This window comes from Synechococcus sp. PCC 7502 (genome assembly GCF_000317085.1).
In the GTDB taxonomy this organism is placed as follows: Bacteria; Cyanobacteriota; Cyanobacteriia; order Pseudanabaenales; family Pseudanabaenaceae; genus PCC-7502.
Map to the genome: position 1 here is coordinate 2626710 of NC_019702.1, position 14345 is coordinate 2641054.

14 protein-coding genes and 1 pseudogene are annotated in these 14345 nt (G+C 41.9%); 8 read left to right on the plus strand and 7 right to left on the minus strand.

Features of this window, described 5'->3' with window-relative positions; all coding sequences use genetic code 11:
* Window positions 1-39 precede the first annotated feature (39 nt).
* Window positions 40-447: a DUF29 domain-containing protein gene (locus tag SYN7502_RS13050; protein ID WP_015169266.1), complete on the minus strand. Its 408-nt coding sequence runs from the start codon at window positions 445-447 to the stop codon at window positions 40-42.
* Window positions 448-758: 311 nt separating this feature from the next.
* Between SYN7502_RS13050 and glpX the strand changes: the two genes are divergently transcribed.
* The 4 genes from glpX to gloA all read left to right on the plus strand — a co-directional run bounded on the left by glpX (window position 759) and on the right by gloA (window position 4034).
* The gene (glpX, locus tag SYN7502_RS13055; protein ID WP_015169267.1) at window positions 759-1796 is read left to right on the plus strand and encodes a class II fructose-bisphosphatase; all 1038 of its coding nucleotides are present in this window, start codon (window positions 759-761) and stop codon (window positions 1794-1796) included.
* 179 nt (window positions 1797-1975) lie between these two features.
* Entirely contained in the window at window positions 1976-2380 is a 405-nt protein-coding gene (locus SYN7502_RS13060) for a DUF2396 family protein (protein ID WP_015169268.1), read from the plus strand.
* An 8-nt stretch (window positions 2381-2388) separates the two neighbouring features.
* Window positions 2389-3648 carry an aldehyde dehydrogenase family protein gene (locus SYN7502_RS13065; RefSeq protein WP_015169269.1) on the plus strand — a complete coding sequence of 420 codons (1260 nt, stop codon included), beginning with the start codon at window positions 2389-2391 and terminating at the stop codon, window positions 3646-3648.
* Window positions 3645-4034, plus strand: a complete 390-nt coding sequence (gene gloA, locus SYN7502_RS13070; RefSeq protein ID WP_015169270.1) for a lactoylglutathione lyase — start codon at window positions 3645-3647, stop codon at window positions 4032-4034. The genes SYN7502_RS13065 and gloA overlap by 4 nt, the downstream gene beginning before the upstream one ends.
* On the opposite strand, the gene SYN7502_RS13075 is transcribed toward gloA, so the two are convergent.
* Genes SYN7502_RS13075 through folD form a run of 4 tightly spaced genes read right to left on the minus strand, consistent with a single transcriptional unit; the run spans window position 4016 to window position 7163 of the window.
* On the minus strand, window positions 4016-4918 hold the full coding sequence (locus tag SYN7502_RS13075) for a bestrophin family protein (protein ID WP_015169271.1): 903 nt from the start codon (window positions 4916-4918) through the stop codon (window positions 4016-4018). The two genes, gloA and SYN7502_RS13075, sit on opposite strands and share 19 nt — an antisense overlap.
* Window positions 4903-5349 carry a divergent PAP2 family protein gene (locus SYN7502_RS13080; RefSeq protein ID WP_015169272.1) on the minus strand — a complete coding sequence of 149 codons (447 nt, stop codon included), beginning with the start codon at window positions 5347-5349 and terminating at the stop codon, window positions 4903-4905. The genes SYN7502_RS13075 and SYN7502_RS13080 overlap by 16 nt, the downstream gene beginning before the upstream one ends.
* A gap of 16 nt (window positions 5350-5365) precedes the next feature.
* Window positions 5366-6307 (minus strand): geranylgeranyl diphosphate synthase CrtE, encoded by a 942-nt coding sequence (crtE, locus tag SYN7502_RS13085; RefSeq protein ID WP_015169273.1) that lies wholly within the window; start codon window positions 6305-6307, stop codon window positions 5366-5368.
* Window positions 6288-7163, minus strand: coding sequence for a bifunctional methylenetetrahydrofolate dehydrogenase/methenyltetrahydrofolate cyclohydrolase FolD (gene folD, locus SYN7502_RS13090; protein WP_015169274.1), 876 nt, complete (start codon window positions 7161-7163; stop codon window positions 6288-6290). Before folD ends, crtE begins: the two co-directional genes overlap by 20 nt.
* A gap of 311 nt (window positions 7164-7474) precedes the next feature.
* Here folD and SYN7502_RS13095 point away from each other — a divergent pair, with 311 nt between their 5' ends.
* From SYN7502_RS13095 to SYN7502_RS21430, 3 genes and pseudogenes are all read left to right on the plus strand, one after another.
* Complete coding sequence (locus SYN7502_RS13095; RefSeq protein ID WP_168130366.1) at window positions 7475-7885, plus strand: hypothetical protein; 411 nt, start codon at window positions 7475-7477, stop codon at window positions 7883-7885.
* 60 nt (window positions 7886-7945) lie between these two features.
* Window positions 7946-9580 (plus strand): cation-translocating P-type ATPase, encoded by a 1635-nt coding sequence (locus SYN7502_RS21020; protein ID WP_246828918.1) that lies wholly within the window; start codon window positions 7946-7948, stop codon window positions 9578-9580.
* Window positions 9581-9592: 12 nt separating this feature from the next.
* Window positions 9593-10657: pseudogene (locus SYN7502_RS21430) on the plus strand (cation-translocating P-type ATPase); the annotation flags it as partial.
* A 352-nt stretch (window positions 10658-11009) separates the two neighbouring features.
* Here the strand turns inward: SYN7502_RS21430 and SYN7502_RS13105 are convergent.
* Window positions 11010-12203, minus strand: a complete 1194-nt coding sequence (locus SYN7502_RS13105) for a glycosyltransferase family 2 protein (RefSeq protein ID WP_015169276.1) — start codon at window positions 12201-12203, stop codon at window positions 11010-11012.
* A 56-nt stretch (window positions 12204-12259) separates the two neighbouring features.
* Window positions 12260-13231, minus strand: coding sequence for a solanesyl diphosphate synthase (gene sds, locus SYN7502_RS13110; RefSeq protein ID WP_015169277.1), 972 nt, complete (start codon window positions 13229-13231; stop codon window positions 12260-12262).
* A 299-nt stretch (window positions 13232-13530) separates the two neighbouring features.
* Between sds and SYN7502_RS13115 the strand changes: the two genes are divergently transcribed.
* Complete coding sequence (locus SYN7502_RS13115; RefSeq protein WP_015169278.1) at window positions 13531-14049, plus strand: phycobiliprotein lyase; 519 nt, start codon at window positions 13531-13533, stop codon at window positions 14047-14049.
* The last annotated feature ends 296 nt before the right edge of the window (window positions 14050-14345 follow it).

Here is a 14345-nt window from a genome sequence, read left to right on the forward strand (position 1 = left end):
TTTCTGTTTATTTATACTGTGAGGCAAGCTGTATCTAATTCATTGATTTAATTCCCAAAAATTTATATTTAAAATTGAGTCAATATCTTTTCTAAACTGCCATGTATCAGGAAAATCAACAGACTTATAACCTGATTCGGCTCTGACTATGCGTAAGGCATTTTTTAAAGCATCATCAAACAACTCTGGACTATTAATGTAGTTTTTTAGGCTTGGTGATTGTTCGAGGATATTTTCAATTTCAACTCTGGTTCGGGCGATCGTTCCTTGCCATCCTGCATAGGCATACTCACTTTTTACATGGCACCGCTCTAAGAGATGTTCGAGCAGTGTAGTCAATCTATTTTTTAGTTCCCGTCGATCTCTGCCTGCCAAGCCTTCTAACTCCTCGATTAAGTTTTCAATATCTAAATTCTCTAAGTCTCTGGCTTTTAATTGGGCGATCACTGTTTCTAACTACAGATTAAGGTCGGATTCATACAGTGATTTTTTTAATGTAATTGTTTGAGTCATGTATTTACCTCCTACTTAATTCCGTTATTGCATCGCCATCTGACTTACTTTTAATTATGAACCTGATATGTTATTTCCCAATCAGTAAAATCTAAGTTCTTGAATGCCGTATATCTATATACAAATTACTCGGACATCACATATTCAGACTTAAATTGTAAAAACTTAACATTTCTAGACATTTGAACCCGTGACCTCAAGACTTGTAAACTTAGATAATTCACCTGTCAAAATTATTTAAGATCATGGATAACACAATCAGCCTAGAAATTATTGAGGTTGTAGAACAAGCAGCGATCGCCTCCGCCCGTTGGATGGGTAAAGGTGACAAAAATACCGCAGACGAAGTAGCAGTAGAGGCAATGCGGGAACGTATGAACAAAATTCATATGCGGGGCAGAATTGTAATTGGTGAAGGTGAGCGTGATGATGCCCCGATGCTATACATTGGCGAAGAAGTAGGGATTTGTACTCAGCCTAATGCTGCTGATTTCTGTACTATTGATGAACTTCAAGAAATTGATATTGCTGTTGATCCCTGCGAAGGTACAAACCTTGTGGCATACGGACAAAATGGTTCTATGGCGGTACTGGCAATTTCGGAAAAAGGTGGATTATTTGCAGCTCCCGACTTTTATATGAACAAACTAGCGGCTCCTGCGGCGGCGGCGGGTCATGTTGATATTCGTAAGTCAGCAACAGAAAACCTGAAAATTTTATCCGATTGTTTAGATCGGGCTGTAGAAGAGTTGGTAGTTGTGGTTATGGATCGCCCTCGTCACAAAGACCTAATTGCGGAAATTCGTCAAGCTGGCGCCAGAGTTAGATTAATCAGTGATGGTGATGTTTCTGCGGCAATTTCCTGTGCTTTCCAAGGTACAAATATTCATGCGCTGATGGGTATTGGTGCTGCCCCTGAAGGTGTAATTTCAGCTGCGGCTTTGCGTTGTTTGGGTGGACATTTCCAAGGACAGTTAATTTATGATCCTGCGATCGCTCAAACAGGCTTAATTGGTGAAAGCAAAGAAAGTAATATTGCCCGCTTGAAATCTATGGGCATTGAAGATCCCGATAAAATTTATAATGCTAACGAATTGGCATCTGGGAAAGACGTACTATTTGCTGCCTGTGGCATTACCACTGGAACTTTAATGGAAGGTGTCCGTTATTTTGGTGGTGGCGCCCGCACTGAGTCTTTGATTATTTCTAGCCAATCTAAAACCGTGCGCTTTGTGGATACAATTCACATTGGTGAAAGTCCCCGCACTTTGAGTCTGCATTAGATTTTGCGCTAAATATATTTAGATAAATCTCAGAAATTATATTCTTAAATCCCTTAGCTCATTTGCATAATAAGCTGGGGGATTTGTGGCGATCACAGGTAAACGATTAAGTTCTCTATTGGGAGAAAACCTTACTATTTATTTAGGAGTTTAACTAATCAATTTGTGATAATTATCCAATGCCAGCCAATTTCCCAAAACCTAATTCCCAAAAAATAGATGTGTATCAATCCTATCCATGTCCCCTCTGTCATGGGAGTTTACATCTGATTACCTTAACGGAAGCTTTGGGGTGCGATCGCTGTCATCTTATCTTTGTTACCCAAGAAGATGATTATGCTTTGACGCAAGTTGGCTCTAGTGAAAGAACTTGGTATTGGTGGGGAGAAACATGGCAACCGAGAAGTAAGATCGTTAAACAAAGTCGATATTTTACTGAGGTTACTCTTGCTAAGTTTATAGTACTAGTAGGCACCGTAGTTATATTGTGCTTACTTGCTAAAACTCCAGAGTTCCTTTTGGGTTTAATTTTTGTAATCATATTACTGTGGATCTGTTGGCGGCTTCGGCCCCATAATTTGTAGAATACTCCATGAATAAGTTGCCCGACGATTTAACTAACTTTGCCTATCAATCCTATACAGCAGGTCTGCGCCTTGCCTCTTTAGATGTAGATACACGCAATCATTTACTTTTCAAAATTGCCGATGCGATTAAACAGGAACGTAACTTAATTCTGGAGGCAAATACCTATGATTTGGAGGCTAGTCGAGAAATGGCAATTCCCGATCTACTTTTAGAGTGGATGCGGCTAACTCCAGATCGCTTACATCGCTCCATAGATTATTTAAAGCATTTAGTGGATTTGCCCGATCCTTTATCTCGTAGTCCGATTATTTTTGATCATCACTATCGATCTGTACCTCTAGGATCGGTGGCATTTGTATATGAAGCTTTGCCCCACTTGGTCGTATTGATGGCGGGGTTGTGTCTAAAGTCTGCTAACAGCTTAATTTTAAGGGGTGGTAGTGAGATCAGCCTTTCCCAAACGGCGATTACAGAGATTATTAAGGTAGTAATTAAAAATAGTGGGCTACAGTTATCAGACTTTACAGTAGCGATCGCTCCTGCGGGCAGTGGGATTAAGGATTTGGTAACCCAAGAGAAGTATATACGTTTGGTGATTCCCTACGGTCGTCCTAGTTTTGTCCAGCAAATTGGCAAGCAGTCAACTTTATCGATCATACCTGCGGCGATGGGCAACTGCTATATGTATCTCTCACCTACGGCTGATGCAGACAAAGCTGTAGAAATTATTAAAGCTAGTCGTCAAGGTGATCCCGATGCCGTTAATGCAATTGAAAAAGTAGTGGTTCATAGTGCGTGGCTAGTAGGTGATGCGGCTCAGCACTGGGTAGGGTGGGTGCATAAATTACAATCCTATGGACTGAAACTGAAGGGTTGCGATCGCTTTGTTGGTTTTAGCCGTAATTATCCAGAAATTTTAGGTGATAGTGTTGACACCGAAATTCAATGGGGACAGTCTTACTTGGATAATATTTTGGCGATCAAGATTGTTGATGCTCCTGAAGAGGCGATCGCTTGGATTAATCAGTATAGTAGTGGTCATGCTGATGTGATTATGTCTGATTCAGTGATCGAGAATCAAAGCTTTGTTAGTCAAGTTAAAAGCAGTAATATATTTATCAATGCCCATTCCAAATTTCATCGTATCGACGGTAATCGGGTAGCACTGGGAATCGCCAGCTTAAAAACCAGAGGTATATCTCGGTATGGAGGCATTATCGATCTACAATCACTTACAACGACAAAAAGAATTATTAGCCTATGAAAATCTTACACACCATGATTCGTGTTGGTAATCTTGATCAGTCTATAAAATTTTATTGTGATGTGCTAGGTATGCACCTAATTCGGCAAAAAGATTATCCGGGAGGTAAGTTTACCTTGGCATTTGTCGGTTATGGCGACGAAAGTAAGGAGGCGGTAATTGAGCTAACTCACAACTGGGATACAGATAAATATGATTTAGGTAATGGCTTTGGGCATGTTGCCCTGGGCGTAGATGATATTTATGGTACGTGCGAGAAAATTAAAACCCTTGGCGGTAAAGTCACTCGCGAACCAGGCGCAATGAAGCATGGCAGTACCGTAATTGCCTTTGTGGAAGACCCTGACGGTTACAAGATTGAGCTAATTCAAACTGCTGTAACATAAACATCTATCAAATCTCTAAGATTACGCAAAATATTCTTGCAAATTGCATCTAAAGGGAGGTCATGGCTATCTCGCCCAAAGGGGTCTTCAATTTGAATCCCGATTTCCTCAATTCCTAATAGGGTAAAGCTAATTAAAGCTACGACGATTGGGGTTAGCCATTCTATTTGATCTACCATTTGGAAAGGTAAAGACAGGCAATAAATTAATAGTAACTGCTTCAAGTGAATGGCATAGGCAAGGGGAATGGGAGTGTTTTTAATGCGTTCACAGGAACCAAGCGCATCCACCAAATTGTTAACTAGACTATGGAGAGAGTTAAGTTGATAAATCTGGATTTGCCCTCGCTTATAGGATGTTTGTAGGTATTCGCTCAACCAAAACATGATCTCTAGGGGTGGGTGATTCATGGATTGCAGTTTTTGGTACTGATATGGACTCATTAATGGCTCTAGCTCAGGGTTAATTGGTTCACCACGGAGATGTAATTTACAGGCGATCGCAAAGGCAGCTAAAAGATGCAAAGCGGCAATTTTTTCAGTCTCGGTATCATGGCTTTGAATTGTCACTAAAATCTGACGAGCCAAATTACGAATATGATTAATTATGCTACCCCATGCCTTACGTCCTTCCCAGTAGCGTTCATAGGCTGTATTAGTGCGGAATACGAGCAGTAAACCCAGAACTAAGTTCGGTATTAAAGTGCCCAAAACAGGAAAAGATACCCGCACCTTTAAGTAGTGCAGCACATAAATAAATAGCCCAAAAATACCGCAACCTATGACTCGAGGCAGAATTTCGGGAATTACCGATCCGCGATAGCGAAAAGCTACACCAAACCAACTAGGCTTCCCAGATAAATTAGAACCTACAACAGTACCCACATGATGCTAATGCCCAAAATGGCACCAACTAAAACCTGTATTGGCGTGTGACCTAGTAATTCCTTGAGGGGGTCTTCAATTAAATGGTGATCTTCTTCAAACACTTCGCCAATAATTTGATTAAGCACCTTGGCATGGGTTCCAGCCGCCCGCCTAACTCCAGAGGCATCATACATAACTATGACTGCAAACACCGAGGCGATTGCAAACAGTCCCGAATTCCATCCTTGGGTTTTACCAATGCCCGTAGCTAGGGCTGTTACTACTGCTGAATGAGAGCTAGGCATACCTCCGGTTTCAAATAGCACATGGAGTTTTATTTGTCCCGATTGGATATATAACAATAATAGTTTTAGGCACTGCGCTCCAAAACTGGCGGCGATCGCTATTAAAAGAACCCGATTGTCTAAGACTTCTGCCAAAGGATGCATAGTTTTGAGTGATCTCTTAGTAGGTACGGGCAATTATGTAGTCGGCAATTCGCATTAAAGGGATCGCAGGGCTACCATAGCATTGTACTTGTGACTTCGCTAAATCTATCAAATTTTGGGCTTGAATTTGTGATTCAGGTATGCCTAGTAAGCTAGGGTAAGTAACTTTTTGGGCAATAATGTCCTTACCTGCGGTTTTACCTAGTTCTTCAGATGTGCTAGTTATGTCAAGAATATCATCGATGATTTGAAATGCTAAACCAATATTTTGAGCATAGATCGTCAAGCGTTTAATATCTTCGGTATCTGCCCCAGCTAAAATCCCTCCCGACACCACCGAGGCTTCTAGTAATGCGGCGGTCTTATGTCTATGGATAAAGTTTAAAGTTTCTAAAGTCGTATCAGGTTTACCCTCGGATTCTAGATCAACCACTTGTCCACCCACTAAACCTTCGGCGGCTACTGCCCGACCCAAACGACTAACCACCCGCAGGATGCGATCACTAGGTACATTTTGGGTATTATCGGCAATAAACTCAAAGGCATAGGCAAGAAGAGCATCACCTGCTAGAACCGCAATATCTTCACCATAGACCTTATGATTAGTCAACTTTCCCCGCCGATAGTCGTCATTGTCCATAGCAGGTAAATCATCATGGATTAATGACATTGTATGCACCATTTCCATAGCACAGGCGGTGGGCATAGACATCGAATCATCGCCACCAAATAACTCACAGGTAGCCAAACATAAAATTGGTCTAAGTCGTTTTCCCGATGCCATCAACGAGTAACGCATGGACTCATAGATTGTTTCGGGATATTTAACTTTGATAGAGGCTTCCAGTGCCTTTTCCACCCTAGCTTTGGCAGTTGCTAAATACCTACATAGGTCAAAGCTTTCGAGGTTAAAGATTTGAGGATTTTTTAAAGAAGGATTAATTATATTTTGTACCATATTGCTGACAGTAGCTCCAAATAGTATTGTGCAACAACATGGTCACAGTCATAGGACCAACTCCACCAGGAACAGGAGTAATATGTGAGGCGATCGCTTTAACACTATCAAAATTCACATCACCTACTAAGGAAGATTGTCCTTCATAATCGGTAATGCGATTGATACCCACATCTATAACTACTGCTCTCGGCTTTACCATGTCGGCGGTGATTAATTGTGGTCTGCCCACAGCTACTACTAGAATATCAGCATTCAGGGTGATCGCCTTAAGGTCAGGGGTGCGAGAATGCGCCATAATTACCGTAGCATTTGCCTCTAAAAGCATCATAGCAATGGGTTTGCCAACTAAAATACTACGTCCAATTACCACAGCCGTTTTGCCTGCAATAGGAATATCGGCATGTTTGAGAAGTTGCATTACTCCCGCAGGTGTGCAGCTTTGTAAGCCCTCCTCGCCCCGTAGAAGTTTACCCAAGTTATAGGGATGTAAGCCATCGGCATCTTTATGGGGGGCAATTTGATTAATTAAGGCGATCGCATCTAAATGATCGGGTAAAGGTAACTGCACCAAAATTCCATCGACATTAGAATCAGCGTTTAAGTCCTTAATTACTTGTTCTAATTCAGCTTGGGTCGCAGTCGCAGGAAAATGTTTGCCAAAGGAACGAATTCCCACTCTGGTACAAGCTAATTCTTTATTACGCACATAGGCAGCACTAGCGGGATTATCACCTACCATTAATACCGCTAATCCGGGCGATCGCCCCACCTGAGCTTGTAAAGCTTTAACTGTTTCTGTCATTTCGGCTTGCATCTGTTTTGCTAATGCCTTACCGTCAATAATTTCCGCCATCTAATGTTTAATATAGTGCTGAATAATTTTATGGTGCTTTCTAGCCAAATCCTAGCATTTTCAGATTGTTTAATTTTGGGGCTAACTGGGCAGAGCGATCGCTAATATAACAGCCCACAAGTCTCAACATCAATAGCAAGCCATGCCCACTGTTTGATCAAGTTGGTAATATTAAAACTGTAGAGGAATTGGGTGGTAGAAGGGAAGTATATACCGACGATCCGCTCTACAGGTTAACTCAAGAATCAATCATCGATCCTCTATCTGGAAACCGCACCACAGATTATAGTTTTGACTCAGTAGGTAATCACTTGACTAAAACTGATTCACTGACTGGATTAACTGCCTATTCTTACGATGCAGGGGATAGGTTAACTACTGAGACAAATGGTAGCAACATCACGAGTTATGGCCATGATAAAAATGGTAATACGCTTTCCCAGTTGAAGAATGCTAATGACCAGATAACTTATAATTGGGATTATGAGAATAGGTTAAACGCCACAAATATTGTGACTCCAACTGGAACGAAGCAGATAACCTATCGCTATGATGCCAATGAGATTCGAGTGGGGCAGACTGTGGATGGTGTGAAAACTCGCTATTTAATTGATGCTAATCGTCCGTATGCTCAAGTATTGGAAGAGTATAACGGTTCAGATATTCAAGCTTCCTATGTTTATGGTAATAGTTTAATCTCTCAAATGAAGTCCAATGGCTAAGTGGTAAGTACCAAGAAAAACTCTTTTCGCTGTGGGTTGTATTTTTACTAGGGTTGCTCTATGGAACCATTACTAGGTATGAGTGACTGGTATCGCCAAGATGTTACATCAGTTTTACGCAACCTGAAGACTGATCTCAATGGCTTGACAACAACGGAAGCTGATCGGCGTTTGTCGCAGCACGGCAAAAACGAATTAATTGAGCAAGCATCTAAATCTTCTGGGCGCATGCTATGGGAACAATTTACTGCCACACCAGTTTTATTACTGATTGCAGCAGCAGTGGTTTCGGCTTATTTGGGTGACTACAAAGATATGATCGCGATTTTAGCGATCGTTTTGTTTAATGCCTTTTTGGGATTCAATCAAGAATATCGTGCTAGCCAAGCTTTTGCTGCCCTAGAGAAACTGGCAATCCCCAAGGTGCGAGTTTGTCGGGACAACCAATGGCGGGTTATTCTCAGCCCCTATTTAGTAACAGGTGATGTGATTATGCTGGAGGCAGGTGGCTTAGTACCAGCCGACAGTCGTCTCATTGAAAGCATTAACCTCCAGATTCAAGAAGCTACTTTTACAGGTGAGTCCTTACCCGTAGAGAAAACGGTAGCAGCGATCGCTACCGAAAATCTGTCCTTGGGCGATCGCCGCAACATGGCTTATATGGGTACTCTTGTCACCTATGGACGGGGGTTAGCAGTAGTCACCGAAACGGGTATGGAGACGGAACTGGGAAAGATAGCCCAATCTGTACAGACAGTCGAACAACTGCAGACACCTTTGCAACGTCGCCTTGATGATTTTGGGCGGAAGTTAGCCATTGCCATCCTGCTTTTAGTGGGAGTAATTTTTGTGATCGGGCTATCGCGAGGCGAAAATCTCCAACTCATGATCCTGACTACCGTGAGTATGGCGGTGGCAGCAATCCCTGAAGGACTACCTGCCGTGGTTACGATCGCACTAGGGATCGGCTCCTATCGTATGCTCAAACACCAAGCTTTGATTCGTAAGTTGCCTGCCGTAGAAACTCTAGGTTCCGTGACCACGATCTGTTCCGATAAAACAGGAACGCTGACCGAAAACCGTATGCAGGTAACGGTGGTGGACTTAGTTGGACATCGCATCGATTTGACTACCAAGCCCAATGGATACGATAATTTCTCGGTTTTAGGACTAGCCTTAATGGGAGCTACACTTTGCAATAATGCCCTTTTTTCAGAAGCAGAACCCAATCACGAACAGGCTTTAGTTTTAGGCGATCCCACAGAAGTCGCCTTATTGGCGATCGCCTATAGTTTAGGTTTACAGAAGTCAGAATTAGAATGCCAACTGCCGCGCATTTTGGAATTACCGTTTGATTCCGATCGCAAACGTATGACTACCGTCCATAAAACCCATAGTTTCGACCAGCTCTCACGTCATCTGCATCAGCCTGCCCCCGATTATGTTTCGTTCACAAAAGGAGCGGTAGGTAGTTTGTTAGAGGTTTGTAGTCAGGTTTGGTATCAGAATCGGGCTGAACCGCTTAGCCCAGACTGGCGGGAGCGCATCGAAACCGCTAATAACCAGCTAGCCGCCGCAGGCATGAGGGTATTAGGAATTGCCTTTCTCCCCCTAGAGAGATCGGTTAATCCTCCCGTAGAACAGGATTTAATTTTTATTGGGATGTTGGGGATGCTCGACCCTGCCCGACCCTAGGTCAAACAAGCGGTTGAAATCTGCAAACAAGCAGGAATTCGTCCAATTATGATTACAGGCGATCATCCTCTGATGGCATCACGGATCGCCCAGGAATTGGGTATTGCGGATAACGATCGCGTTTTAACTGGTCAAGAATTGAGCCAGCTATCGCCCGAAGAACTCCAGGATCGACTGGATTGGGTGTCGGTTTATGCTCGCGTTGCGCCCCAGCAAAAGCTGGTTATTGTCGAAGCTCTGCAAAAACAGGGACAAATAGTTGCCATGACAGGCGATGGCGTTAATGATGCTCCGGCTCTACGCAAAGCTGATATTGGCATTGCCATGGGTATAACGGGTACGGATGTGTCTAAGGAAGCCGCTGATATGGTGCTATTGGATGACAACTTCGCCACAATAGTTGCTGCCATCGAAGAAGGTCGCGTGATCTACAATAACATCCGCAAGTTCTTGAAATATAGTATGACTGGTAATGCCAGTGGAATCTGGATTGTTCTCCTAGCTCCATTCTGGCACATTCCCCTACCGCTGTTACCACTGCAAATCCTCTGGATTAATCTCCTTGCCGATGGCATTCTGGCTCTGGCGCTGAGTGTTGAACCAGCAGAACGTAATATCATGCAACGTCCTCCCTATCACCCTGAGGAGAATATTTTTAAGCGCGGTGTTGGGCGCGATATCCTTTGGGTAGGGCTTTTGATGGGAATAGCATTTCTAGGGTTGGGCTATTATTTCTGGTCGCACTCTCATCCCCATTGGCAAACTATGGTGTTTACAACTTTGACATTTTCCAGAGCCAGTCTTGCGTTGGCAATGCGATCGGAATGGGATTCGATTTGGATAATTGGGCTGCGCTCCAATCAGCCGATGCTTATTGCTGTTACTGCTACTTTTGGACTACAAATAGCGACTATCTATCTTCCTTGGTTGCAACATGTATTCCAAACCTATTCTTTGACATTATCAGAATTAGGGGTCAGCTTGTTGGTTAGTACAGTGGGTTTCTGGGCGATCGAAATCGAAAAGTGGTGGATGCGTCACTCCCAAAATTCTCGGAATGTTATATCAAGAAAGTAAAGTTGGAAAGAAGCGATCTCATTCTCTCAAAACACAGCTTATCTGAATCAATTGAATATCTTAGAAATGGGTTAAGTGAATCTCTATCGTTATATGAGAAATCAGGTAAAGTTGATATTTAAGACTCTTTAGCTATCCTTTGTGAAATTGCATCTAGCAATTTAGAGATTGCCTCTTTATCAAGCTTGTCAAATACTTCCTTCATTTAACGTATCTTTATCTAAAGCATTAATTTAAAAAAAGATAGATCCTCTAGCATTGTAGTTATTATTGTTTCCAATGATTACAGTGGGGAATTTACCCAAGAGATTAAAGTCGGTGATACTTCTACTCAAATACTGCTCCTGATTAGTTATTTCCTAGGTAGAGCTAGCGATCGCCCCCGCCAAGTCCAGCCCCATCCAGTTTCAGTTTTAATAATAGAAGTAATCGCAATACCTGCCACAATTGAGCCACCAAGCCATCCCAGCCACCAATAGCGCAAAGGTTGTTGAAATTGATCAGCGCTAGTTTTTCTTAGGCTAAATTGGAGAGCGATCGCTACTAAAGATAATAATAAAATTGCCATTTCCCATCCAGTTTTAAGGGGAACAGCAACCATTTCATAGGCACCAATGATCATGCCCAGCCACGGTACCAGAAAAATCAGGAGGAATACAAATGCTGAAAAAAGCGTACCCGCCAGATTGGACTGTGAACCCATATAGTAATTTTTTGTCCAGCCTTCCCACAAAGTTGCAAAGGATTGGTACATTCTGACCTTGACCAGAGTGATCGCCAGCATGAATCGTAAATTTAGTCCCCGCCCCTTCACTAACCTTGCCAACTCCACGTCTTCCACAGGTTGATCGGCAACAGCAGTATGTCCACCAATTTTTGTATAGGTATCATGGCGGAATAGCATAAACATTCCCGCCGCAAACGCAGTTTTATCACTGGGATCATTGACTGCATTAAAATCAAAACCAATGGCGATCGCACTCATAATTAACGGCTGTACTAACCACTCGGCAAAGCAACCACAGACAATTTGAGGGGCGCAACTGAGTAGATCACTTTTAGTTTTAATTGCTTCGGATATGGCAGCAGCGATCGCCTGGGGTTCTAGCCTGACATCAGCATCTATAAATAGTAAATATTCACCTGTAGCCAGATTTGCTCCTTGTTCGCAAGCCCAATTTTTACCCCGCCAAGTTATATTTGTGGGTCGATTGGGTACATTTATTAGTTGAACTTGAGGATTATTTTTAAATAGGGATTGACCGATCGCCTGAGTTTGATCCGTAGATTGATCATTTGCGATTACAACTTGTAATGGTTGGGGATAATCACTGGCTAATATTGCTTCAACGCAATCCCTAATATTAATCTCTTCGTTATAGGCAGGAATAATTACAGATACAGAAGGGTAAATTACGGGTAAATCTTCGGGATCAAACTCTAAAATTGGAGCCGACTTAATGGAATTTTCTAGTCTTTGGGTAAATATAGCGATCGCCACACAAGCAGCAAAAAGTATAAACAGAATAGCGATCGCCAGCAGCATTATTTTTGTATTAAATTAGAAATTGAATTAAAGGCTTGAATTTTTATAGATAGAGACTAATGCAATCTATTAAGAATATACGGAACCAATTCTAAAAGAGCCTGTTTATGTTTGGAGGTGGGGAGCCACTCAATCGCAGTTATTGCCTGTTTAGCGTAGGACTTTGCTAAATCCCGTGACCGTTGAATGCCATCACTAGAATTAACTAAGGCGATCGCCTGAGCCAAATCCCCAACCTCCGCAAACTCTCGTTCAATTAAAATTTTGAGTTGAGGTTTTTCTTCTAAAGCAAATAAAACTGGAGCAGTCAAATTTCCCTGTTGCAAATCAGAACCAGCAGGTTTTCCCAAAGCTTCCGTAGAGCCAGTAAAGTCTAAAATATCATCAACAATTTGAAAAGCAATCCCAAAAAACCTACCAAAGTTGTACAACTGTTCTGCCTGCAGGCTGCCAACTCCACTTAATACCCCAGCCGCCTTAGCACTGCCCGCAATTAAGGAAGCGGTTTTATAAAAACTTTTCTGGATGTAATCTTCCAGACATAAATCCGTATCAAAACAAGTTAAACTTTGCAAAATTTCACCTTCAGCAAAATCAGCAATTACCTTAGAAAGCAATTTCACCACTTCTAGGCTATCTAAATTGGCCAGGTACCAAGAAGACTGGGCAAACAAAAAGTCTCCCGCTAAAACAGCTACCCGATTGCCAAATCTACTGTTTACCGTTGGATTCCCCCGCCGCAAATCTGCCATATCAATGACATCATCATGGACAAGACTAGCAGTATGAATCATCTCTGTTATTTCCGCCAACCGCCGATGTCGCTGGGTAATATCACAATCCGTCATTGTCGCCCGTGACATCAACAACACGATCGCTGGACGCAAGCCCTTACCTTTAGCATCAAATAAATGTTCGGCGGCGGCATATAAAATCGGATGCTTTGCCCCTACTAACTCTTTAAGGTTGGCAGTAAGAGTGCTTAGATCATCTTTTACCGGTGCGAAAAGTTCGGTGGTTGAGGTCATAGGGTAGGGGTGCATTTATGAAAAGTTGATTTTATAGTTTTTTACATATCTTCATATATTCTAAGACAAGCTCATCTTAGTTTAGGAAAAACCCATAATTAAAGCTCGGGATTTAATAAATAAATGTGATTATTCTAAATTGATTAAACCAATACACTTGACATTACTCCTATGTCATTAATCAATCAATTTTATTGATTGATTAATTGATCAGTGAACCCACTTTGACATCTTGATCAATTGGCTATAAATCAAGTCCTGAACTGGTAATATGAACAAGCATCATCTAAAAATTTATTATGACTATTTCAGATTTTTTTCAGCATAGGGCAGGAACATGGGCTTCGCAACGAACAAGTCATCACCTGATCATTAAAAAGTCTGAAAGTGGCAAATCAGAAATCAAAGTCGAATTTTTAGAAGCTAATACCCCTGATGTTACAGCTTTATGTCAAGAATATAATTTTGATCCAACTCAAGCTATCTGTGGTGCCAAGGTAACTTGGGATGGTTCGATGGAATGGGATAAGGGTGAGGATAAACATCAAGGTTCGACAATTATCGTGGCGATCGCTGAAGGTGAAAATATCCAATCAGGGAAATTACTGCGTCAACAGGGCTATGCCGAAAAAGCCCCCGTAGTTGGCAGGTATGTCATGGGTGAAGATGGGGTTTTAAGTTTAATTACTGAGTATGGCACCTTGTACTCTGAAGAAAAACTGTGGTTTCCCCGTCCTAATGTCTGTATGCGTGCAGGTATTACCATTGGGATGTCTAATGTTGCCTCCTACTGCACCGAAATTCGGAAAGCTACTTAGTTAGTTTAAAGGGTAAAGAGAACCTAAATCATGCGGTTTTAATATGGAGATAAGTTCAATTTTTGGTAATTTTGGGGTTAGAGATTGAGGTGAGTAAAATAACTAATCCTCCTATCGCCTATTCTTCTGAATCTAAAGGAGAGAACTTTGATTGCCATATTTAGATTTTTGTATATTACCACGGTCTCATATTGAGACTGAATAAAGTTTTCTGCATCATCAAGACTCTATACCTGGGGTTCACAGATTTTTGCTCGTTTGTGAATGCGTAAGTGGCAACATAGTCAAATCAGATT

What these genes read in the sequence shown, in the direction of transcription:
- SYN7502_RS13105 (WP_015169276.1), bottom strand. Translation starts at nt 12,203, where the DNA reads ATGCTGCTGGCGATCGCTATTCTGTTTATACTTTTTGCTGCTTGTGTG.
- SYN7502_RS13060 (WP_015169268.1), top strand. Translation starts at nt 1,976, where the DNA reads ATGCCAGCCAATTTCCCAAAACCTAATTCCCAAAAAATAGATGTGTAT.
- sds (WP_015169277.1), bottom strand. Translation starts at nt 13,231, where the DNA reads ATGACCTCAACCACCGAACTTTTCGCACCGGTAAAAGATGATCTAAGC.
- gloA (WP_015169270.1), top strand. Translation starts at nt 3,645, where the DNA reads ATGAAAATCTTACACACCATGATTCGTGTTGGTAATCTTGATCAGTCT.
- crtE (WP_015169273.1), bottom strand. Translation starts at nt 6,307, where the DNA reads ATGGTACAAAATATAATTAATCCTTCTTTAAAAAATCCTCAAATCTTT.
- SYN7502_RS13115 (WP_015169278.1), top strand. Translation starts at nt 13,531, where the DNA reads ATGACTATTTCAGATTTTTTTCAGCATAGGGCAGGAACATGGGCTTCG.
- glpX (WP_015169267.1), top strand. Translation starts at nt 759, where the DNA reads ATGGATAACACAATCAGCCTAGAAATTATTGAGGTTGTAGAACAAGCA.
- SYN7502_RS21020 (WP_246828918.1), top strand. Translation starts at nt 7,946, where the DNA reads ATGGAACCATTACTAGGTATGAGTGACTGGTATCGCCAAGATGTTACA.
- SYN7502_RS13080 (WP_015169272.1), bottom strand. Translation starts at nt 5,349, where the DNA reads ATGCATCCTTTGGCAGAAGTCTTAGACAATCGGGTTCTTTTAATAGCG.
- SYN7502_RS13065 (WP_015169269.1), top strand. Translation starts at nt 2,389, where the DNA reads ATGAATAAGTTGCCCGACGATTTAACTAACTTTGCCTATCAATCCTAT.
- folD (WP_015169274.1), bottom strand. Translation starts at nt 7,163, where the DNA reads ATGGCGGAAATTATTGACGGTAAGGCATTAGCAAAACAGATGCAAGCC.